This window comes from Cobetia sp. AM6 (assembly GCF_009617955.1).
Taxonomy (GTDB): domain Bacteria; phylum Pseudomonadota; class Gammaproteobacteria; order Pseudomonadales; family Halomonadaceae; genus Cobetia; species Cobetia amphilecti.
In genome coordinates this window covers 1,408,813-1,431,089 of the sequence record NZ_AP021868.1, presented here as the reverse complement: position 1 = coordinate 1,431,089, position 22,277 = coordinate 1,408,813, and the positions used below count along the sequence as shown (strand labels likewise).

General features: G+C 63.0%; 18 protein-coding genes. 13 read left to right on the top strand and 5 right to left on the bottom strand.

What is annotated here, in order from left to right:
• The first annotated feature begins 158 nt into the window (after window positions 1-158).
• Together CLAM6_RS06110 and CLAM6_RS06105 are read left to right on the top strand one after the other, a co-directional pair.
• Window positions 159-425: a GrxA family glutaredoxin gene (locus CLAM6_RS06110; protein ID WP_043335038.1), complete on the top strand. Its 267-nt coding sequence runs from the start codon at window positions 159-161 to the stop codon at window positions 423-425.
• Window positions 426-630: 205 nt separating this feature from the next.
• Window positions 631-2,388 carry a monovalent cation:proton antiporter-2 (CPA2) family protein gene (locus CLAM6_RS06105; protein ID WP_107335164.1) on the top strand — a complete coding sequence of 586 codons (1,758 nt, stop codon included), beginning with the start codon at window positions 631-633 and terminating at the stop codon, window positions 2,386-2,388.
• Window positions 2,389-2,535: 147 nt separating this feature from the next.
• On the opposite strand, the gene CLAM6_RS06100 is transcribed toward CLAM6_RS06105, so the two are convergent.
• Window positions 2,536-3,435, bottom strand: coding sequence for a DMT family transporter (locus tag CLAM6_RS06100; protein WP_131431689.1), 900 nt, complete (start codon window positions 3,433-3,435; stop codon window positions 2,536-2,538).
• 116 nt (window positions 3,436-3,551) lie between these two features.
• On the opposite strand from CLAM6_RS06100, the gene CLAM6_RS06095 reads away from it, so the two are divergent.
• Window positions 3,552-4,334, top strand: a complete 783-nt coding sequence (locus tag CLAM6_RS06095; protein WP_153635428.1) for a DUF1338 family protein — start codon at window positions 3,552-3,554, stop codon at window positions 4,332-4,334.
• A gap of 461 nt (window positions 4,335-4,795) precedes the next feature.
• Here the strand turns inward: CLAM6_RS06095 and nhaD are convergent, their stop codons facing one another.
• Entirely contained in the window at window positions 4,796-6,085 is a 1,290-nt protein-coding gene (nhaD, locus tag CLAM6_RS06090; protein WP_153635427.1) for a sodium:proton antiporter NhaD, read from the bottom strand.
• A 271-nt stretch (window positions 6,086-6,356) separates the two neighbouring features.
• Between nhaD and CLAM6_RS06085 the strand changes: the two genes are divergently transcribed.
• From CLAM6_RS06085 to CLAM6_RS06065, 5 genes are all read left to right on the top strand, one after another.
• Window positions 6,357-7,259 carry an acyltransferase gene (locus tag CLAM6_RS06085; RefSeq protein WP_043335030.1) on the top strand — a complete coding sequence of 301 codons (903 nt, stop codon included), beginning with the start codon at window positions 6,357-6,359 and terminating at the stop codon, window positions 7,257-7,259.
• Entirely contained in the window at window positions 7,249-8,202 is a 954-nt protein-coding gene (locus CLAM6_RS06080) for a LysM peptidoglycan-binding domain-containing protein (protein ID WP_153635426.1), read from the top strand. Before CLAM6_RS06085 ends, CLAM6_RS06080 begins: the two co-directional genes overlap by 11 nt.
• Before the next feature lie 236 nt (window positions 8,203-8,438).
• Entirely contained in the window at window positions 8,439-9,596 is a 1,158-nt protein-coding gene (locus CLAM6_RS06075) for a glycosyltransferase family 4 protein (RefSeq protein WP_043335027.1), read from the top strand.
• On the top strand, window positions 9,568-10,119 hold the full coding sequence (locus CLAM6_RS06070) for a phosphatase PAP2 family protein (RefSeq protein ID WP_043335024.1): 552 nt from the start codon (window positions 9,568-9,570) through the stop codon (window positions 10,117-10,119). The genes CLAM6_RS06075 and CLAM6_RS06070 overlap by 29 nt, the downstream gene beginning before the upstream one ends.
• A gap of 85 nt (window positions 10,120-10,204) precedes the next feature.
• Window positions 10,205-11,014: an alpha-ketoglutarate-dependent dioxygenase AlkB family protein gene (locus CLAM6_RS06065; protein WP_153635425.1), complete on the top strand. Its 810-nt coding sequence runs from the start codon at window positions 10,205-10,207 to the stop codon at window positions 11,012-11,014.
• Between the two features lie 126 nt (window positions 11,015-11,140).
• Here the strand turns inward: CLAM6_RS06065 and CLAM6_RS06060 are convergent, their stop codons facing one another.
• Window positions 11,141-12,037, bottom strand: a complete 897-nt coding sequence (locus tag CLAM6_RS06060) for a LysR family transcriptional regulator (RefSeq protein WP_153635424.1) — start codon at window positions 12,035-12,037, stop codon at window positions 11,141-11,143.
• A 387-nt stretch (window positions 12,038-12,424) separates the two neighbouring features.
• On the opposite strand from CLAM6_RS06060, the gene CLAM6_RS06055 reads away from it, so the two are divergent.
• The 3 genes from CLAM6_RS06055 to CLAM6_RS06045 all read left to right on the top strand — a co-directional run bounded on the left by CLAM6_RS06055 (window position 12,425) and on the right by CLAM6_RS06045 (window position 14,759).
• On the top strand, window positions 12,425-13,126 hold the full coding sequence (locus tag CLAM6_RS06055) for a CoA transferase subunit A (RefSeq protein WP_043334485.1): 702 nt from the start codon (window positions 12,425-12,427) through the stop codon (window positions 13,124-13,126).
• Between the two features lie 127 nt (window positions 13,127-13,253).
• Entirely contained in the window at window positions 13,254-13,916 is a 663-nt protein-coding gene (locus CLAM6_RS06050) for a 3-oxoacid CoA-transferase subunit B (protein WP_043334487.1), read from the top strand.
• Between the two features lie 636 nt (window positions 13,917-14,552).
• Entirely contained in the window at window positions 14,553-14,759 is a 207-nt protein-coding gene (locus CLAM6_RS06045; protein ID WP_043334489.1) for a cold-shock protein, read from the top strand.
• Window positions 14,760-15,023: 264 nt separating this feature from the next.
• On the opposite strand, the gene gcvT is transcribed toward CLAM6_RS06045, so the two are convergent.
• Together gcvT and CLAM6_RS06035 are read right to left on the bottom strand one after the other, a co-directional pair.
• Window positions 15,024-16,157 (bottom strand): glycine cleavage system aminomethyltransferase GcvT, encoded by a 1,134-nt coding sequence (gene gcvT / locus CLAM6_RS06040; protein WP_153635423.1) that lies wholly within the window; start codon window positions 16,155-16,157, stop codon window positions 15,024-15,026.
• Between the two features lie 210 nt (window positions 16,158-16,367).
• Window positions 16,368-17,729 (bottom strand): alanine/glycine:cation symporter family protein, encoded by a 1,362-nt coding sequence (locus tag CLAM6_RS06035; protein WP_225996440.1) that lies wholly within the window; start codon window positions 17,727-17,729, stop codon window positions 16,368-16,370.
• A gap of 874 nt (window positions 17,730-18,603) precedes the next feature.
• Between CLAM6_RS06035 and gcvH the strand changes: the two genes are divergently transcribed.
• Together gcvH and gcvP are read left to right on the top strand one after the other, a co-directional pair.
• Entirely contained in the window at window positions 18,604-18,996 is a 393-nt protein-coding gene (gcvH, locus tag CLAM6_RS06030) for a glycine cleavage system protein GcvH (RefSeq protein WP_043334495.1), read from the top strand.
• Between the two features lie 311 nt (window positions 18,997-19,307).
• Window positions 19,308-22,202: an aminomethyl-transferring glycine dehydrogenase gene (gene gcvP / locus CLAM6_RS06025; RefSeq protein WP_153635422.1), complete on the top strand. Its 2,895-nt coding sequence runs from the start codon at window positions 19,308-19,310 to the stop codon at window positions 22,200-22,202.
• The last annotated feature ends 75 nt before the right edge of the window (window positions 22,203-22,277 follow it).

The window sequence follows — 22,277 nt, the reverse complement described above, 5'->3', positions numbered from 1 at the left end:
TGATTGCCCCAATGACTTTGGTAGTACGGCTCAATTGGCAAACCCGGGCAGGCTCAAGCACAATGGCGGTCATCCATTACTCACCGGCAGTGCCGGCGCCATTTTCTCGGCCCACCCAGTACGGGCTGAACGAGAGTCACGAACCTTAGGAGAGTCTCATGCTTGCAGTCATTTTCGGTCGTCCGGGTTGCCCTTTCTGTGTCCGCGCCAAGGACCTCGCGGAAGAGCTCACCGCCAAGCGCGATGATTTCGACTTCCGCTACATCGACATCCATGCCGAAGGCATCAGCAAGGCCGACATGGAAAAGACCATCGGCAAGCCGGTCGAGACCGTGCCGCAGATCTTCGTCGATCAGACCCACATCGGTGGCTTCACCGAGTTCAACCAGTACGTGCAGGACGAAGCTCTGATGCCGCAGGCCTGATCGCCGCCATCAGCCGCTTCACTGCTGAAGCCCTCGCCACTGGCGGGGGCTTTTTTGTGCCTGCATCACCGCCTCCCGCCGCTGGTCACGACACTCACTCGCAACACAACGCTGTGCACAGGGTCGCGTCTTGCCGCTTGCGACAAAAGGAGGGGGCAGCGACAATCGCTGCCTTCTCCGCCCGTGTATGCACAAGGACACGCACATGAACATGTTGATGGAAGGCGCCGTGCTGCTGGGGTGCGCGGTGGTTGCCGTGCCACTTTTCCAGCGTCTGGGCCTCGGCTCCATCCTGGGCTATCTGGCCATCGGGGTACTGCTGGGTCCGTCGTTGATCGGCTTCATCTCGGAGCCTGGCGAAGTGCTGCACTTCGCCGAGTTCGGGGTCGTCATGCTGCTGTTCATGATCGGACTGGAACTGGAGCCCAAGCGGCTGTGGGACATGCGCCTCAAGCTTGCGGGCCTGGGCAGCGCCCAGATGCTGCTGTGCGGCGCCCTGCTCACCCCTGTCGGCCTGTGGCTGGGGCTGGAATTGCCCGCCGCCGTGTTGCTGGGCCTGATTCTGGCGCTGTCCTCGACCGCCTTCGCGCTGCAGGTATTGAGCGAGAATCAGCAGCTGGCGACGCCGCACGGCCAGTCGACCTTCGCCATCCTGCTGTTCCAGGACCTGGCGGTGATCCCGCTGCTGGCCCTGATGCCGCTGTTCGCTGACAACTTCGATGCCTCCACCGGCACCAACTGGATCGGCATCGCCAAGGGCATCGGCATGATCGCGGCGGTCATCATCGTCGGGCGCCTTGTCGTGCCGCGCCTGCTCAAGATGGTCGCGCGCAGCGAGATCCACGAGATCTTCACCGCCGCGGCCTTGTTCGTGGTGATCAGCACGGCGCTGCTGATGGAATGGGTGGGGCTGTCCATGGCCCTGGGCGCCTTCCTGGCCGGGGTGCTGCTGGCCGATACCGTCTACCGCCACGAGCTGGAAGCCAACATCGAGCCCTTCAAGGGGCTGCTGCTGGGGCTGTTCTTCATGGCCGTGGGCATGTCGGTCGACGTGTCGCTGGTGATGGAGCGTCCGCTGACCGTGCTGGCGCTGACGCTGGCGCTGATGTTCGGCAAGGTCATCGTCATCACGCTGGTCGGACGCGTCGCACGCCTCAAGATGGCCGAGGCCCTGCCGCTGGCGGCGGTCCTGTCACAGGGTGGTGAGTTCGACTTCGTGCTGCTGACCGCCGGCATGGCTGCCGGCATCTTCGATCAGACCCTCACCAGCCTGGTGATCAGTGCGGTCACTCTGTCGATGGCTGCCACGCCCTTCCTCTATCGCTATGCCCGCCACCTCGGCGCCACCAGCGAAGCCAAGCGTCCCTATGATGAGGACTTCGGTGAGGAGACGCCGCAGGTGGTGATCGCCGGCTTTGGCCGCTTCGGCCAGATCAGCGCGCGCATGCTCAAGAGCCAGGGCATCAACTTCACCGCGCTTGACCCCAATATCACCCAGGTCGAGTTCGTGCGTCAGTTCGGGTCGCGCATCTTCTACGCCGATGCCAGCCGCGCCGAATTGCTGCGGGCGGCGGGTGCCGAGCAGGCCAGGATCATGCTGGTGGCGGTCGATGATGCCGAGACCTCGACAGGCATCGTGCGCATGGTGCGCCATCAATTCCCGCACCTGAAGCTGTTCGTGCGTGCCCGTAACCGACACCATGCCTGGGAGCTGATGGAACTGGGCGTGGAGCACGTGATTCGTGACACCTACGCCAGCAGCCTGGAGATGGGCGGAGAACTGCTGGTGGCGATGGGCTATCCCAGTGCTCGCGCAGCGGAAGTGGCGCGTGCGTTCCGGGAAATGGATGACAACATGCTCAAGCAGAACTACGAGCACCGTCACGACCAGAAAGCGCTCGTCAACAGCGAGCAGGCCGCCATGGTCGAGCTCAAGCGTCTGTTCCAGAACAATCAGGACTGACGACGCACGACTCGCCAGAGCGCTCAGTTGCGCCTGAAAAGACACAAGGGCCGCCCCGGCAGGGGCGGCCCTTGTCGTTGGGGCACTCGGCAAGGCCTTGCGTACTGGCCCGCCTCCCGAGGGGCAGGCGAGCGGCCCGAGGCCTGCTCAGCCCTGCGACAGACGGCGGGACGTCAAGCGCGCCCGCCACTGCGGGCCGAACAGATAGGCGCACAGCCCGATCACGATCAGCAAGGCCCCGGCGAGCACGCGGCTGGAGATCAGCTCATCATTGAGCACCGCGCCCAGGCTCATGGCGAAGATGGGGGTGATCAAGGTCGCCAGCGCCACCGTACTGGCCGACAGGCGTGACAGCACGAAGTAGTAGCACAGGTAGCCGATCAGCGAGCCGAAGATGCCAAGGTAGAGGATGGCCGCCATCGGACGCCCCTCCGGCAGGGCCTGCGGCACGCCATCGACGATCAGCGCACACACTAGATAGAGCGGCAGCGAGACCAGCAGCGCCCCCTCCGTCTGCACCAGCGGATGCAGCCCTGCCCGCTCGCGCTGCACCAGTACCCCCGAGGCGGCGAAGCAATTGACGGCTAGCAGCATGGTCAACACTCCCTTCCAGCTGCCCGGCGGTAGCGCGAGAGAATCCGAGACCGCGACGGCCAGTCCACTCAATGCCAACGCAAACCCCATCCACTGCAACTTGTCAAGTGGAGCACTTTTCAACCACCAGCGTGCATAAAGCCCTGATAGCAAAGGTGCCAGTCCAAACAGTAACGACATGATACCGCTTGGTAACCAGGCTGCAGACAGGTAGGCGAAGTACATGCCACCCCAGATACCCAGAGCGGCTGCCGAGTAGCTGCGCAGTGCCCCACGCGAAAGGTCCATTTTCAGCCCCATCATGCGTAACAATGGGTAACCGAGGCATGCGGCAATTAACATTCTGCCCATCGCCGACCAGGCAGGCAGCCAGCCCGAGGCGCTCCACGAGATGGCCAGCGGTGTCGTCGACCACACCATGAGAACCACGCAATACGCCACCAGCACTGGCATTTTTACTCTCCGATCAAGAAACGCGAAAAAACGGATAATGGCGTTGAATACCCCTTTGCACGACTACCTATAATCGCTCCAGCACTGAGGTCATAGGGGCCGTCCAAGGAGGCATCATGCAACGCAAGGAATTCCAACAGCAGCTATGGCTGGACTTCGTCCATCGCCATCCCGACATCGGGGCGCTGGATATCTGGCCAGACAGCATCAACCCTGAATATCTGATGTTCCTGACGCTGAATCAGGGGCCTTTCAGAAGCGAGAAACTGTTACCCAGCCTGTATCACCAGGGCTATCGCCGCGTGAAACAGTACGCCATGGCCGACCGCGGCCTGCTGGTTGATCTGCTGCTTCCCCCGGATGGTGGCGCTGCCGTCATGCTGGCGGAACTGCAGGCCAACAGCCTGCCGCCGATGCACCGCGACCTGCTCAAGCGCCTGATCAGTCAGAGTCATCGTGATGACTGCAAGGGACAGAACCTGCTCGCGCCCTGCCGTCCGTGGGACATGCCGGACTGGCCGACCTTCGAGCGCCTGCTCGAGGCCAACCCGCTGGCTGCCTGGCTCTCCGTGATGGGGCCGCGCCTGCACCATGTCGGCTTCAATGCCGAAGAGCTTGGCGAAACGCTGGAAGCGGTCTGCGAGGGCATGCTGGCCTACGGCATGGCTCCGCAGACCGGGCGCCATCATGCGGTACTGCCTATCAATCCCAAGCTGCAGTATCACTACTACCCGGCCCACGCCCAGCGCATGGTGTTCGCGGATGGTGACGAGCATATGGTGGTGCTGGGTGGCATCGCCCTGCTGGCGACGGCACCGGTGACGAATCAGCAAGAAGGAAAGCAGCGTCCCGCAGAACAACTGCTGCCGGAACATACGCTGTGCCAGCTCAGCGCGTAACGGCTTCTTGGCAGCACTGCGCAATGAGATGAGTCGCATTCAGCCCCCTGCGCATGCGTAGGGGGCTCTTGTGTTCAGAGGGTGACATGACCTGTCATGCCATACCCTTCACACCCTCTCTTGCCATCACTCTTCATGGCATCACCCCATGATGTCATCACTGCACGACTCTCCGCTTCCCCCCCGCCATGCCTGCGTCTTGTGTCTGAGCCTCTAAACCTAACGTCGCAGACAGGTTATCAACAGAAGCTGTGGAAAAAGCTGTGAAGAATCTCTGTACATCTAGGTATCGCCATCGAGATCAGGCGAGCGCAGACAGATTGATCAAAAAATGATCAGTCGACCGCAAACAGCGCCAATTCCCCTTCCGACCACGCATCTGGCAGTGCATCTGACAGTGGATCAAACGGCCGCTACGGCAGCGGCTGTGGCCGTAGTGAACAGCCCCATCAACTTCCACATCAGCTCAGAGACGACAGCGCCAATGTCACTGGCGTATTCGTGATCTGCCCGCCCAGCCAGTATGCCCCCAGATAGCCCACGCTGTAGGCCAGCAACAACGCCGGGAAGAAGCGCAGATAACTCATGAAGCTCACCTCGCGCACCTTGGAAAGCGCGATCACCCCGGCGGCGGAGCCAATCACCAGCAGCGAGCCACCCACGCCTGCGGCGTAGGTCAGCGCCAGCCACTCCGCATCGTTCATGCTGACATCCGCCTTGAGCACTGCGGCGGTCAGCGGCACGTTGTCCACCAGCGCCGAGAGCAGCCCGACCAGATAATTGGCCTGCATCGCCGGCATCAGGGCATAGAGCTGTGCCAGGCCTTCCAGCAGACGAGCTTCCTTGAGCGCCCCGACCATCAGCAGGATGCCGAGGAAGAATAGCAATGTATCGAATTCGATAATACGAATGTAATCAAGTATGCGGCGCTCTTCGCTGTCGCTGCGCCGTTCGGCGACATGTCCAAGCAGGAACATCAACGACATCCCGAACAGGAAGGTCAGCAGCGGCGGCACGCCAAACAGCACGTTGAGCCCGAGGGTCGACAGGATGGTGGCCAGAAACAGCCAGGCGACCAGACGATCAAGACGCCGGGTCTCGCGCGGCTCGCGCACCAGGTTGACCTCGCCACCCAGCCCGGGCAGCAGTAACGTCGCCAGCAGCATCACGCTGAGGAATGACGGCAGCGCCAGCAGCATCAGCTCGCTGATGCGCACCTTGCCCGCCAGGAAGATCATCAGCGTGGTCACATCCCCGGTGATCAGCGCCACGCCGCCGGAGTTGACGGCGAATACCGCCAGCACCGCAAAGCGCAGCGTCTTCTTCGGCGCCAGGCCCAGCGACAGCACCAGGGTCAGCGATACCAGCGTCGCGGTGATGTTGTCGGCCAGCGATGAAAAGGCGAAGGCAAAGAGCCCCGTCAGATACAGCAGGCCGCGCTCCCCGATGCGTTTCGGCAGCAGGCGGTAGATCAGATTGGCGATCAGCCCCTTGGCATTGAGAAAGGCCACGAAGGTCATCGCCGCCATCAGAAACAGCCACAAGGTGGCGATCTCGAGCAGGTTCTCGTTCAAGGCCTCGGGGACATCATCCACCGCCAGGGCCGCGGGGCCGAAGATGAACAGCAGCAACCAGCTGAAGGTGCCCAGCAACAAGGTCGTCTTGGCCTTGTTGAGATGGATCACATCCTCGATGGCAATCAACACGAAGGCGGCCAGCGCCAGCCCGATCAACAGTCCCTGCAACCACATGCCACTCTCACTCCCTGAGATATCGCCGCGCAGCGGCGGCGATGATTGACGGTACCCGGCGTGACTTCAGCGTGAGCCCTGCCACGACCTTTCCCTTGCACCGACCCGTCACACGACCGGCGATGCATCTCATCACAGCTGCGTGCACCCCGCCATTCGACCTGAGGGGCGTTCGCTTCGTGCAACGCAGGGTTGCCATCCCCCACGCAAGCGGGGTGGGCATCCACTCTTGGGTGAATTACGATGGCGCCACCTGATGAAGGAGTCATGCATGTCGAGTATCAGAGGTGTCATCAGCCTTGTCTTTCTGATCATCAATACCCTGTGCTGGGCGCTGCCGCTGTACCTGCTGGCCGCACTCAAGCTGATCACGCCATCGCGCCGCCTGCAGTTGCACATGCTGGAGGGGCTCAACCGCCTCGCCATGGGCTGGATCGGCACCAACAACCTGTGGATTCGCCATGTGCTGCGCCCGCGCTGGGACATCCACGTGCCGCCATCGCTGCGCGATGGGTCTGCCCGACGTCGCTGGTGGCTGGTGATCGCCAATCACCGCAGCTGGACTGACATCTTCGTTCTCCAGTACGCCCTGCACCGTCGTACGCCGATGCCCAAGTTCTTCCTCAAGCAGGAGCTCATCTGGGTGCCGGTGATCGGCCTTGCCTGGTGGGCGCTGGAATTCCCGTTCATGCGCCGTTACAGCCAGCAGAAACTGGCCAGCAATCCGCGGCTCGCCGAGCGTGATCGCGAAGCGACGCGACGCATGTGCGAGCGCTCGCGTCAGGCGCCGATGGCGATCTTCAACTTCGTGGAAGGCACTCGCTTCACGCCCGCCAAGCACAACCAGCAGCAGAGCCCTTTCCAGCACCTGCTCAAGCCGCGTGCCGGCGGCAGTGCCCAGGTGATCAACACGCTTGGCGATCGACTTTCCGGTATTCTGGATGCCACCCTCGATTACCGGCATGCCGATGCCAGTTTCTGGCAGTTCCTGTGCGGTCACGGGGGCGACATCACGCTCGTCATCACTCAGCGGCCGTTGGAGCCCTGGATGCTGGACGGCAACTATCATGCGGACGCCGCCTATCGCGAGCGCTTCCAGCAATGGCTCAATCAGGTCTGGAAGGACAAGGATGCCCGACTGTCACGTGCAGGGAATGACATTGATGAACACTGAATACGGCCTGAATGCCGCGGACTTCTCGGCACGAGCGCAGGCCGAACCTGACGTGAACCGTCCACTTCTGCAGCGGGCCGGCCTCGCGCTGCGCTGGTTGGCGCTGATCTGTCTCGGCCTGTGGCTGAGCGGCTGCGCGACCGGCAGCTACTCCGGCTCGCCGGCCGGCCAGTGGGTCACCATCCAGAAGGGCGATACCCTGGGGCAGATCGCGCGCGATGCCGACATTCCCCTACTGCGCCTCACGCGCTTCAATCCGGGCGTCAAGATTCGTGACCTCAAGGTCGGTCAGCGCATCCTGGTGCCCACCGCGCGTGAGCGAGCGCCTTCCGGCGGCCCATATCGCTATCAGCTGCGCCCCGGCGATACCTACTCCAAGGTCGGTCGCTATTTCGGTGCCAGCCCGCAGCGCATTCAGGCCGCCAACCCCGGCAAGGACCCCAATGATCTCGATGTCGGCATGCTGATCTCGGTGCCGCTCAACGGTGGCCCGAGCCGCAGCGCCCCGGCCGCACGCGCCAGCGGCGGCAGCCTGGTCGCCCGCCCGGACCCCGGCCCGCTGCAGAAGCCGGGCCAGTCATGGCGCTGGCCTGCCGCCGGCAGCGTGACGCGTGAATTCGGCACCAACGGCAATGGCCAGCTGGCACCCATGCAGATTCGTACCGCCGCCAGCGGCATCGCCAGTGCACCGGCGCGGGGCGAAGTGCGCTTCGCCGACTCCATGCGCCAACTGGGCAACGTGGTCATCCTGCACCACTCCGGCAACCTGCAGAGCGTGCTGGCCCAGTGCGGCGAGATTCTGGTCAAGGTGGGTCAGCAGGTCACTCCGGGCACGCCGCTTTGTCGCGTCGCACGCGGCAACAACGGTCAGCATGAATTGCTGTTCGACGTGCGCCACGGCGGCAAGCCGATCGACCCGCGCGAGATTCTCGAGAAGCGCTGAACCAGCGTTGCTTCACGGCGCCAGCCCGATATGGCGCCACCTCCAATCCCCGCCAGATGACGACAGCGCCGGTGCCACGCCGGTGGCTGTCGTCCTTACTTGACGATTCATGAGACAACCCTCATACCTCTGAGTTGTGAGGGGTTGAGGGTGTGTCATCGCTTCGTCACCTGCTTGTTATGCCGCCGTCACTCCCTCTCTCGATAATGACCACAATAGTCATCTAGGGAGACGTCATGGAGCGCATTGCCTTCGTCAGTGAAACCTGGCATCCGGAGATCAATGGCGTGGCTCATACCTTGAGTCATCTGTGCGATCAACTCATCGCACGCGGCTGTGAGCTCCAACTCATTCGTCCCGCCACCCGAGATGGCAGCCTGGAGCCGCGTGTCCAGCAGGAGCTTCAGGTGCGCGGCTTCCGCCTGCCCGGATATGACACCGTGCAGGTCGGCGTGCCGGCACCGCAGCGCCTGATGCGCATGTGGCGCGAGCATCGCCCCTCCGTCGTCTATATCGCCACAGAAGGCCCGCTGGGCATCAGCGCACTGATGGTCGCCCGCCGTCTGGGCCTGCCGGTGGTCGCGGGCTTCCATACCAATTTCGATCAATACAGCACCCACTACCGGCTCAAGGCGCTACGCCCGCTGGTGCGGCGCGGCCTGCGCCGCTTCCACAATGCCGCCAACATGACGCTGGTACCGACGCGCACCCAGGCAGACAGCCTGATGCAGCAAGGCTTCGAGCATGTGCAGGTGGTGGGACGCGGCCTGGATTGCGAGCGCTTCTCGCCCAGTCATCGCAGCGAAGCATTGCGCAAGTCATGGGGCGTCAGCTCACAGCAACCCGTCGCGCTGCACGTCGGACGCCTGGCCGCCGAGAAGAACATCGAGCTGCTGATCCGCACCTATGAGGCCATGCTGGCCGTGCAACCGGACCTCGCCCTGGTGCTGGTCGGAGACGGCCCGCTGCGCGAGCGTCTGGAGCAGCGCCTGCCCGAGGCGATCTTCGCCGGCTTCCAGACCGGTGAGGCGCTGGCCGCCCATTACGCCAGTGCCGACCTGTTCGTCTTCCCGTCACTGTCGGAGACCTTCGGCAATGTGGTGCTGGAAGCCATGGCCAGCGGACTGGCCGTGATCGCCTTCGATTACGCGGCGGCCGCCGAGGTGATCCGCGATGATCACCAGGGCTTGCTGGCGCCCTGCAGCCAGCCGGAGCGCTTCATCGAACAGGCGGTGGAGGCCTGCCAGCGGCCGGCCCGCATCGCCAGACTGGGACGTGCCGCCCGCGTGCGCGTCGAACCATTGGGCTGGAGCCGCATCGCCGAGGGCTTTCTGACCTGCCTGCGTCACGCCGAGGAGAAGCCCGATGCACGATCGCAGCCTTCCCGTCTTTGAGCGACTGGACCTTCTGGAGTGGCGCCTGTGCCGCCAGGTCGCGCGCCTGGCGCTGTTCCGGCCGATACTCACCCTGTTTCGTATCGTCTCGCGGCTGGGCGACTGGCCGGTATGGGCGCTGCTGACGCTGAGCCTGCCGCTGCACCATGCCATGGGCGGCTGGCTGTTTCTGGAATTCGGCCTGGCGGCCGGCGCTGGGGCACTGCTCTACCGCGCGCTCAAGACGCGACTGTGTCGGGAACGCCCGTTCATCACCTTCAACACCATCAACTGCACCATGCCGCCGCTGGACCGCTACAGCTTTCCCAGCGGTCACACCCTGCATGCCGCCCTCTTCGCCAGCCTGACCGCTCAGCAGCTGCCGGAGCTTGCCATCCTCGTCACGCCGCTGGCACTGCTGATCGCGCTTTCCCGGGTGATCCTCGGCCTGCATTACGTCAGTGATGTGCTGGCCGGCGCGCTGCTGGGGCTGGGCCTTGCCGAGGTGGCCATCCTGACCTTCGAGGCGCTGCTGACGACCTGATGCTCGCGAGGCATGCGTCAGCCCGGGGTCGGCGCGAATCGAGAGCCACTTGCCCAACCTGACGCGGCTCTGGCACTCTCGCCGCATGACGACTCCTTCTGCTGGCGACGACCTCTTCGCCGCCCTCTCGACCTCTGATTCGACGTCCGCGACTGATGGAGCTGCGCGCCAGACGGCGGCGGATGGCTCGGCCTTGGCAGCTCGCCCGCGCGAGCTGCCCGAGGACTGGCTCACCCTCGCGCACGGCTGGTACCGCCATCCTCTGCACCCGCTGTATCTCAAGCCGCGCGCCCTGACGCCGCTGCAGGCCGATCAGGCTCTCGTCACGCTGGAGGGCGATCTCGACTGGCAGCGCCCCAGCCTGAGCGTGCATGGCAAGACGTACCCGATTCCACGCCGTCAGGTGTGGATGGGCGATGTCGGCGCCCGCTATCGCTACTCCGGCAGCCTGTTCGAACCCAACCCCTGGCACATGACCGCCTGGCAGCTGGGCGAGCTGTCGCGTCATGCCATCAATCACGAGCTCAGCCCGCAACGCGATGACCTGGGGCGCAGCGAGCCCGTGATCCCGGAGCATTTCAACAGCCTGCTGGCCAATCGCTACGCCGATGGTGCCGACCGCATGGGCTGGCACAGCGACAACGAGCCGGAACTGGGCACTCGCCCGATCGTGCTCGCCATCTCGCTGGGACGAGAGCGCCCCCTGCGCTTCAAGGGCCATCCGCGCAACCCCTATGCCGACACGCCGGCGTTCAATCTGTGGCTGCCGCACGGCTCGCTGCTGGTGATGGGCCGTGGCTGTCAGGACCGCCTCCATCATGCGCTGCCGCCGCGCAAGCTGGAGGGACTGCGCATCAGCCTGACCTATCGCCAGTTGCTGACGCCCTCGCGCTGAGGTCATCTTTCTTGTTGCTCTCTGCTTTCTCTCTTCTCGCTCTCCTCTTGCCTTCTTCCTACTCACTTCCTGCTCTAACGCCCTCTCTCTTGTTTCTTCTCCCTGCTTCACTTTGCCGCCCCACATTCATTCCGCCGACGGATAACGCGCACGCAGGGTCTCCAGCATCGCCTGTACCGCCACCGACAGCTCATGGCGGCCGCGACGGATCACCCCGACCCGCTGCTGAATCTCGGGGCCTGTCAGCGGCAGACACTGACAACCCAGCGCACTCATCTGCGCCGAGCTCATCGCCGGCACCGCGCTGACGCCCAGACCTTCCGCCACCATGCGCCCGCAGGTGACCAGCTGGTGGGTCTCGAAGGCGACATGCAGCGCCATGCCCGCATCCTCGAGGCGTTTCTCGAGCATGCGACGCACCCCCGAGGGCCGCTGCAGCGTGATGAAGTCTTCCTTGAGCAGCCGTGACCACTCGATGGAGGTCGGCGCCTCTTCCAGCAAGGCGTGGCCGGGGGGAATGATCGCCACATAGCGGTCCTCGAACAGCAGCTCGAACACCAGGTCCTGGCGCACGCCGGGGTCGAAGCAGATCCCCAGCTCGACACGACCATCGGTAACCCGCTCGACCACCTCTTCGGCGATGACATCGTTCACTTCGATGGTGATCTCCGGATATTGGCGGCGAAAATCGGCCAGTACCCCGGGCAGTAGATTGCCGGCGAAGGTCGGCATCGCGGCCAGGGCCACGCGGCCGCGCCCGAGACTGAAGCGCTGGCGCATCTCATCCTCGGCATGCTCCCAGTCCGACAGCAGACGCCTGGCCAGCGGGAAGAAGGCGCGCCCCTCTGGCGTCAGGCTGACCTGCCGGGTCGAGCGCTGAAACAGGCGCCCGCCCAGCGACTCCTCCAGATTCTTGACCGCCAACGATAAGGCTGGCTGCGAGAGATGTACCAGCGTGCCCGCCTCGGCGAAGGACAACGTGCGTGCCACGGCCACGAAGGCCTTCAACTGTTTCAGAGTCATGTCGTGTCCTGTCCCGGGGTTGTTTCAAGAGATGTCACAAGAGGTGATGCGGCGCAGTTCGTCGTCTGGCGCTCGCAGGGCAGACACTCGCAGGGCAGGCGCTCACAGGGCATCTAGGCCATTGGTCATAGATGACAGCCACGAAGCTCTCACATGACTGACCGCACGGTTCAGACCATTCCGCCCCGCTACCGCGTCAGCCCCGCTAGCATGGGGTTTGGCGGGCTTTTTCCTCGCGGGCAGGTTCGGTAAACAGCAGATCAATTCTTATCAAAAACTGATCAATGGATAGAAAAAACAAACTTATTAAATATATACAGACTCAGGATTGTCGGCAATGATGAAGACATCCCGACAACAACAGCTTGGATACTCAAGGAGATTCGCATGGCAGGATTCAACAAGGTGGTGACCAGCTACGCGGAGGCCATGGCAGGCCTCGAAGATGGCATGACGGTAATCGCCGGTGGCTTCGGCCTGTGTGGTATCCCGGAGAACCTGATTGCAGAGATCAAGCGCCTCGGCGCCAAGGACCTCACCGTGGTATCCAACAACTGCGGCGTCGATGGCTTCGGGCTCGGTATCCTGCTGGAAGACCGTCAGATCAAGACCATGATCGCCTCCTACGTCGGCGAGAATGCGCTGTTCGAGAAGCAGCTGCTCGACGGCGATCTGGAAGTGATCCTCACCCCCCAGGGCACGCTGGCCGAGAAGATGCGTGCTGCCGGCGCCGGTATCCCCGCCTTCTTCACCGCCACCGGTTACGGCACACCGATCGGCGAGGGCAAGGAAGTGCGCGAGTTCGATGGCCGCCCCTACATTCTGGAAGAGTCCATCAAGGGCGACTTCGCCATCGTCAAGGCCTGGAAGGCGGACCGCTACGGCAACGTCGTCTACCGCCATACCGCGCGCAACTTCAACCCACTGGCCGCCACCGCCGGCAAGATCACCGTGGTCGAAGTCGAAGAGCTGGTCGAGCCGGGGGAACTGGATCCCGCCGACATCCACACGCCCGGCATCTATGTGGATCGCGTCATCAAGGGCAACTTCGAGAAGCGCATCGAGAAACGCACCGTCCGCTCGCGTTGAGCCCAGGGCTCCGCCGGCATGAATCGCCGCCATCAGGGCGACAGGCCCCACGGCGAACTTTCTCGACCGCCTTCACGACACGGCACAGTGCCTCATGGCTGATGGCACCCAAGACAAGGAAAAAATCATGGCTTTGACACGCGAACAGATGGCCCAGCGAGTGGCTCAGGAAATCCAGGACGGCTCCTACGTCAATCTGGGAATCGGCATCCCGACACTGGTGGCCAACTATATCCCCGATGGTATCGAGGTGATGCTGCAGTCCGAAAATGGCCTGCTCGGCATGGGCCGCTACCCCTATGAAGACGAAGTCGACGCCGACATGATCAACGCCGGCAAGGAAACCGTGACCGCCATCGATGGCGCCGCCATCTTCGATTCGGCCGAATCCTTCGCCATGATCCGTGGCGGCCACGTCGACCTCACGGTGCTCGGCGCCTTCGAGGTGGACGTGAACGGCAACATCGCCAGCTGGATGATCCCCAACAAGCTGGTCAAGGGCATGGGCGGCGCCATGGACCTGGTCGCCGGTGCCGAGAACATCATCTGCACCATGACCCACGCCTCAAAGCACGGCGAATCCAAGCTGCTCAGCCAGTGCGAACTGCCGCTGACCGGTGCCGGCTGCATCCGTCGCGTGCTGACGGACCTCGCCTTCCTAGAGATCAAGGATGGTGCCTTCCACCTGCTGGAGCGCGCGCCAGGCGTGAGCGTCGAGGAAATCGAGCGTCTGACCGCAGGCAAGCTGGTCGTCCCCGAACACGTGCCGGAAATGCAGCTGGACGCCTGAGGCGCCTTCTGCCCCCGGGCACTGGCCACCCTCGCGCCGCTTTTGACCTTCGAGCCACTTTTGACTCACGAAACAATTGCGCTCGAGGGTGGCAAAACACGGCCCCGGCATCCCACGGATTTTTGCCGACTCTTTTGAGGAAAATCTCTCATGATGTGATGGGCGCATCACATCCTCTCTCCGAGAGCCTTGATGGCTTCGACGCCATCCGCCGGCAGCGCTGCCATCGCTGCCGGCTTTTTTGTGTCCATCGCCCGCCATACGGGGCTTTGCGCCATTCAACCCTCCATACAAGCAAAGCCGCACTATGGTCTTTTTCCTACAGGTGTCATCGCTCACACCAAGATAACGGGATAAAAAACAAGCGGACTCCCTGCCCTCGGTGTGGCGAAATTCTCAGCACTATTGGCACGGCTTTGCGGGCGAATTCTGCGCACGATTATTAGGCAAAAGGATAAGTTTTTGATATTTCATTTGACCTTACCGCCCGAGCAGCGCAGTATTGCTCTCGTTGGTTAGCAAGTCGAATATCGTCAGTCGTGATCGAAGCACTTCGGTACCTGGTGTATATCCTCCTTGTTTTACCCACGTTTATCGGGTAACTCCCGGCAATATCATCAGTAAGGAATTACGATCATGGCAACTGGCACAGTCAAGTGGTTCAACGACACCAAAGGTTTCGGTTTCATTTCTCCGGACGACAACGGTGACGACCTGTTCGCACACTTCTCCGAAATCCAGGCTGAAGGCTTCAAGTCTCTGCAAGACGGTCAGAAGGTCTCCTTCGACGTCACCCAGGGCAAGAAAGGCCTCCAGGCCGCTAACATCAAGCTGATCGACTAAGCTTTGATTTTAGCTGGAAGAGGCTAACCCCTCCTCCAACAGAAAAGCCCGCTTCGGCGGGCTTTTCTGCGTCTGGCGTTCGCGCACGCCGCGGGGTATCGCATCCTTCCGCATGCCCGAGTGCCAGACATGAAAAAAGGGACTGCCTGGGCAGTCCCTTTGTCGTTTCTCTTCCTTTTCGCATCTCTTCAAGGCGCTGCTACCCGCGACGGGTCGTCACGCCTCGCAGCGAGCCCGACTGTGGCTCACCTGGCCACGGTGCGCTTACCCCCGATAGTAGCGCTGTTCGACGAACGGCATCTTCGTCACCGTCATCGGCAGACGCTTGCCACGCACATCGGCAAACACTTCGGTCTCGAGTGCGCTGTGAGCGATGCCCACGTAGCCCATCGCCACCGGCTTGCCATAGGTCGGCCCGAAGCTGCCGGAGGTCACCACACCGATACGGTTGTCCTGGGCATCATAGAGCTCAGCCCCTTCGCGGATAGGCGCACGCCCCTGGGCGACCAGTCCCACCCGCTTGCGGGTGTGATCCTTGTTGGCGATCTGGGTCAGGATGACATCGGCCCCCGGGAAGCCGCCTTCACGCTCGCCGCCCTGACGACGCACCTTGCCCAACGCCCAGATCAGACTGCCTTCCACCGGCGAGGTGGTGGTATCGAGATCGTGACCGTACAGGCACAGCCCCGCCTCGAGACGCAGCGAGTCCCGCGCGCCAAGACCGATGAACTCCACCTCCTCCATCGCCAGCAACAGACGCGCGAAGCGCTCTGCATCGGCATCGGGCACGGAGATCTCGAAGCCATCCTCGCCGGTGTAGCCACTGCGGCTGACCCAACACTCGATGCCCTCGATAGTGACGTGGGCATGATGCATGAAGGTCAGCTCGCAGGCCTCGGGCGACAGACGCTGCATCACCGCGTGAGCCATCGGCCCCTGCAGTGCGAGCAGTGCCCGATCATCCAGCACCTCAAGCTCGATATCCATCGGCAGGCCGACCCGCAGATGCGCGATGTCCTGATCCTTGCGGGCAGCGTTCACCACCACATAGAGGTGATCACCGCCATTGACGATCATCAGGTCATCCAGGATACCGCCAGTGTCGGAGGTCAGCAGGCCATAGCGCTGCATGCCCACCGGCAGGTCGATGATATCCGTCGGCACCAGGGCCTCCAGCGCCGCCTGCACATTCTCGCCCCGCAGGATCAACTGCCCCATGTGCGAGACATCGAACAGCCCTGCCTTGGCGCGCGTGTGTTCATGCTCCTTCTTGACGCCAAGCGGGTACTGCACGGGCATGGAATAGCCGGCGAACTCGACCATCCTGGCCCCCTGCTCGACATGCAGGTCATGAAGGGCGGTCTGCTTGAGACCCGCCACTGCGGCGGAATCGGACATCGTCATTCTCCAGGTTGGCTTGCGATGACTCTCAGAGATGGCGCCCGAACGGCACACGCTCTCTGGAGGCTTGTTGTCATGGGCAGTGCTCTCAAGAGCACTGCCGATTTGAACAGGGCGCCCTGCGCCTGCACCGCCCAAGTCAGGTGACCCGGGCGATGCAGAAGGCAGTCAGCGGCACGGTAGGGCCAGGCGAGTCATCAGCGTCGTTCAGCGATCTTCGCCAGCCAGCACTTCCTTGCCATCAAAATAATCACGCGTCAGCTTGAAGACCACCGGCGACAGCAGTGCCAGACCGATCAGGTTCGGGATCGCCATCAGCGCATTGAAGGTGTCCGCCATCAGCCAGATCAGGTCGAGCTTGGCCATCGCGCCCAGCGGAATCGCGATCACGAACACGATGCGATACAGCATGATGGCACGCGTGCCGAACAGGTACTGGAAGCACTTCTCACCATAGAAGGACCAGCCAAGAATGGTGGTGAAGGCGAAGACCGCCAGCGCGATGGCCACCAGGTGGTTGCCCACGCCCGGCAGCGCCTGATCGAAGGACATCGAGGTCAGGGCCGCGCCGGTTTCCCCGGAAGACCACAGGCCGGACGTGATGATCGCCAGCGCCGTGATGGTGCAGATGATGATGGTATCGATGAAGGTCCCAAGCATCGCGACCAGACCCTGACGGACCGGGTTCTTGGTCTGCGCCGCCGCGTGGGCGATGGGCGCACTGCCCAGACCCGCTTCATTGGAGAAGATACCGCGCGCCACACCGAAGCGGATGGCGGCCATCACCGCTGCCCCGGCAAAGCCGCCGGTAGCCGCGACCGGATTGAAGGCATAGGTGAAGATGAGACCGAAGGCATGGCCGATCTGGTCGGCGTTGATCACCAGGATGATGATGCCGGCCAGGAAGTAGGCAATCGCCATGAACGGCACCAGCTTGCCCGCCACGCTGGAGATACGCTTGATGCCACCGAGAATCACGGCGCCGGCCAGTACCATCATCACCACACCGGAGACCCAGTGCGGGATGGCGAAGGACGTTTCCAGCGCATCCGCGACCGAGTTGGACTGCACGGTGTTGCCGATACCGAAGGCCGCGAAGCAACCGAAGAAGGCGAAGGCACCGCCCAGCCAGCCCCACTTGGCGCCCAGACCGTTGCGGATGTAGTACATCGGGCCACCGACATGGTTGCCGGTGTCATCGACTTCACGATAACGCACGGCACACACGGCCTCGGCGTACTTGGTCGCCATGCCGACCAGCGCGGTGATCCACATCCAGAAGATCGCCCCCGGGCCACCCAGCGCGATGGCGGTTGCCACGCCCGCGATGTTGCCGGTGCCGATGGTCGCCGACAGCGACGTCATCAGGGCATTGAAAGGAGAAATCTCGCCGTCGCCATCTTTGCCCGGCGCACGACCATTCCACAACAGCTTGAAGCCGGTACCCAACTTGCGAAGCGGCATGCCCTTGAGGCCTGCCTGAAGATAGAAGCCGACCCCGAGCAACAGGATCAGCATCAATGGGCCCCAGACGACGCCATTGATGGCACTAAAGACGGAACTGATCATTTCCACGCAGATTTCCTCCGCTGAATTGTTGTTATCACACGATGCGCAGTGACTCGTGGCGGTGCCATCCCCAGGCGGGTGATCGACCCGCGACGAGCCTCCCACGGCATTTTCACCGTTGGGACAGCTCACATTAGCGGAAGCTATCTCACTTCACTAGCCCAACAGGGCTTTACGCTGGCAGGTGAGGCAATCATTGCGTAAAAAGTACGATGAGACTGCGCCAACTCGCATGTTTCATCGCCTCATCGTGTCTTCTGGCAGCAGATCCTGCGCCGAGTGATCTCGAGACTGGCGAAAAAAGTCTCACAACAAACCGAGCCGAATGACGAACCGAAAGCCGAGCCGCATGCCCGGCGCGGTAACGCTCAGGTGAAACTCGCTCAGCGCCACCAGCGCCCTCATCAAGTTCGCTCTGCTCTAACGCATCAGGCATTGACAGCCGGGTCTTCACGACACAACATGGAAACAAGTTTCCGATAAGAAACTGTCGGCACCATAACGCGAGTTTGAGCGCCTCGCAACAGTGACCCGGACATCCTCGCCCACTGGCGCGACCGATCTCCCGCGCTGCTGCAATGCACTCAACCTCTCACGAGGTGTCACGGCGCGCTGGCAAGGCGCCGGGCGGCCTGGCCAGCGATGTACAGCCATGGGCCAGGCAAGCCCATGATGGCGGGCTTCATGAGTGAACCACGCAAGACACTGGACGCCCGAAGAGTGACAGACCACGATAGAGGTACGGCCGTCAGCAACACACGCCCAAAGTCGTAGCATCACGCGGCAGTCTGCCACTGCCACACGCCGAGACCTTGGGGCATAATGACGTACCGATTCCCTGAATCAGAAAATCTTTTCACATAGGAAAACACTCATGAGCAATATTCCCGCCACGCTGAAGTACACCGAGAGTCACGAGTGGGTTCAGGACAACGGTGATGGCACCGTGACCATCGGGATCACCGACCACGCCCAGGAAGCGCTGGGCGACGTCGTGTTCGTCGAACTGCCGGAAGTCGGCCGTGAGCTGGCGCTGGAAGAAGAATTCGGGGTCATCGAGTCCGTCAAGGCGGCCTCTGATCTGTACGCGCCGCTGGCCGGTGAAGTCATCGCCGTCAACGAGAGCCTCGAAGACGCGCCGGAATCCGTCAACGAAAGCCCCTATGACGATGCCTGGATTCTGAAGATGAAGGTCGCTGACAGCGCCGAACTCGACAAGCTGCTCGACGCTGATGCCTATTCTCAGCTGGTCGAAAGCGAAGCCTGATCGCCGTCAACCTCCTGTCCATGCCGCAGTCGCTCTGGACAGGAGGTTTCAGCGCCTTTCCGCGCTCGCATACAGCCGCACTCGCGCACAGCCACCTTCGTGACTGCGCCACCCCGTTTCGATGGCACGACACCCCTGACGCGACTGCCCTTGCAGGTCGCGCGGGGAGTGAAGCAACTGCAGCATGCTCGGCAGTGATGTCGATGCCCCCATGATTCCCGACGCCCTGCCCGCCGCTTCCTCGCTGGCACGGTGATGTTCCTCCCGCGGACTGCCCTCTGCAGTCCCCGTTGCAGCACAGGATTTCTTGCATGGCTCACGAGACGCTTACCCTGGCCCAGCTGGCCGGACACGACGATTTCATCTCCCGCCACAATGGGCCGACCGATGCCAATGTGACGCGCATGTTGGCGACGCTGGGCGAAGAGAGCATCGCCACGCTCATCGACCGCACGGTGCCCACCGCCATTCGTCTGGGCCGTGAGCTGGATCTCGAAGGGCCACGCACGGAATCCGAAGCACTGGACTACCTGAAGCGCCTCGCGCGTCAGAACAAGGTGTTCAAGACCTATATCGGCCAGGGTTACCACAACACCCACCTGCCGGCGGTCATCCAGCGCAACGTGCTGGAAAATCCGGGCTGGTACACCGCCTATACGCCGTATCAGCCGGAAATCGCCCAGGGTCGTCTCGAAGGGCTGCTCAACTTCCAGCAGGCGGTAATGGACCTGACCGGCATGGAGCTGGCCAACGCCAGCCTGCTGGACGAAGCCACCGCCGCTGCCGAGGCCATGGCGCTGTGTCAGCGCGGCAACAAGAAGAGCAAGAGCAAGCGCTTCTTCATCGCCGATGACGTGCTGCCGCAGACCCTGGACGTCATGCGCACCCGCGCCGACTACTTCGGCTTCGAGCTGATCATCGATGCCGCCGAGAACGTCGGCGAGCACGACATCTTCGGCGCCCTCTTCCAGTATCCGGGCAACACCGGTCAGGTGCGCGACCTCGCGCCACTGCTGGACGCCGCGCGCGCCAATGGCGCGATGACCGTGGTGGCCGCCGACCTGCTGAGCCTGGTGCTGCTCAAGTCGCCGGGCAGCCTCGGCGCCGACATCGTCGTCGGTACCTCCCAGCGCTTCGGCGTGCCGATGGGCTTCGGCGGCCCGCACGCGGCCTTCTTCGCCACCACCGACAAGCTCAAGCGCTCCATCCCGGGTCGCATCATCGGCGTCTCCAAGGACTCGCGCGGCAACCCGGCACTGCGCATGGCGATGCAGACCCGCGAGCAGCACATCCGCCGCGAGAAGGCGACCTCCAACATCTGTACCGCCCAGGCGCTGCTGGCCAACATCGCCGGCTTCTACGCCGTCTATCACGGTGCCGAGGGCCTCAAGCGCATCGCCACCCGCGTGCACCGCCTGACCAGCATTCTCGCCGAGGGCGTCAGCCGCTGCGGCATGGCACTGGCCCACGACAGCTGGTTCGATGCCATCACCGTGACCGGCGTGGATGAGGGCAAGATCCACGGTCGCGAGCTGACCCACGAGATCAACCTGCGCCACCACGGCGACGGCCGCATCACCATCAACCTCGACGAGACCACCACCGCCGCTGACGTCGGCGTGCTGTTCGACGTGCTGCTCGGCGAGGAGCATGGCCTGTCCGTCGCCGCGCTGGACCAGGACCTGCTGGCCAAGGGCGCAAGCGCGATTCCGGCGGCCTGCCAGCGTGACAGCGACTTCCTGACCCATCCGACCTTCAGCCGCTACCACTCGGAAACCGAGATGCTGCGCTACCTGAAGCGTCTGGAGAACAAGGACCTGTCGCTGACCCACGCGATGATTCCGCTGGGCAGCTGCACCATGAAGCTGAACGCCACCACCGAGATGATCCCGGTCACCTGGCCCGAATTCGCCAACGTCCACCCCTTCGCACCGTCGGATCAGGTAGTCGGCTACAAGCAGATGATCGATGAGCTGTCGGCCTTCCTGGTCGAGATCACCGGCTACGACGCCATCTCCATGCAGCCGAACTCAGGCGCGCAGGGAGAATACGCGGGGCTGGTCGCGATCCGTCGCTATCAGGCCTCCATCGGCGAAGGCGCGCGCGACATCTGCCTGATCCCCAGCTCCGCCCACGGCACCAACCCGGCCTCGGCCGCGATGGCCGCCATGAAGGTGGTGGTGGTCGAGTGTGACGCCAACGGCAACATCGACATCGCCGACCTGCGCGCCAAGGCCGAGCAGCACAGCGACAAGCTGTCCGCGATCATGATCACCTACCCGTCCACCCACGGCGTGTTCGAGGAAACCGTGCGCGAGGCCTGCCAGGTCGTTCACGATCACGGCGGCCAGGTCTACATCGACGGTGCCAACATGAACGCCCAGGTCGGCATCTGCCGCCCGGGGGACTTCGGCGGCGATGTCTCGCACCTCAACCTGCACAAGACCTTCTGCATTCCCCACGGTGGCGGCGGCCCGGGCATGGGCCCGATCGGCATCAAGGCCCACCTGGCGCCGTTCGTCTCCAACCACGTTGTCACCCCGCTGGAAGGCGTGAAACCGGAATGCACCGCCGTCTCGGCCGCCGCCTTCGGTTCCGCGGCGATCCTGCCGATCTCCTGGGCCTACATCAAGATGATGGGCGCGCAGGGGCTGCGTGAAGCCACCGAGCTTGCGATCCTCAACGCCAACTACATCGCCACGCGTCTCGATGGGCACTATCCGGTGCTCTATCGCGGCAAGAACGGCACCGTGGCGCATGAGTGCATCATCGATATCCGCCCGCTTAAGGCCGCTTCCGGCATCAGCGAGGAAGACATCGCCAAGCGTCTGATCGACTACGGCTTCCACGCGCCGACCATGTCGTTCCCGGTGGCGGGCACCCTGATGGTCGAGCCCACCGAGTCCGAGTCGCTCTACGAGATCGACCGTTTCTGTGAGGCGATGATCGCGATTCGCGCCGAGATCACCCGTGTCGAGCAAGGCGAGTGGACACTGGAAGACAACCCGCTGGTGCACGCGCCGCACACCCAGGCCGACCTGATGGACGCCGAGTGGACGCGCAGCTACTCCCGCGAGATCGGCGCCTTCCCCAGCGAGCACGTCAAGGCCGCCAAGCAGTGGCCGGCGGTCAACCGGGTCGACAACGTGCACGGCGATCGTCAGTTGATCTGCTCCTGCCCGAGCATCGATCTCTACCGTGATTGAAAGCCGCGATTGAGAGCCAGCAATGAGGCAGTGATGAACGCTGTCGCTGATCGCTCTGGCACAAAAACGCCCCTG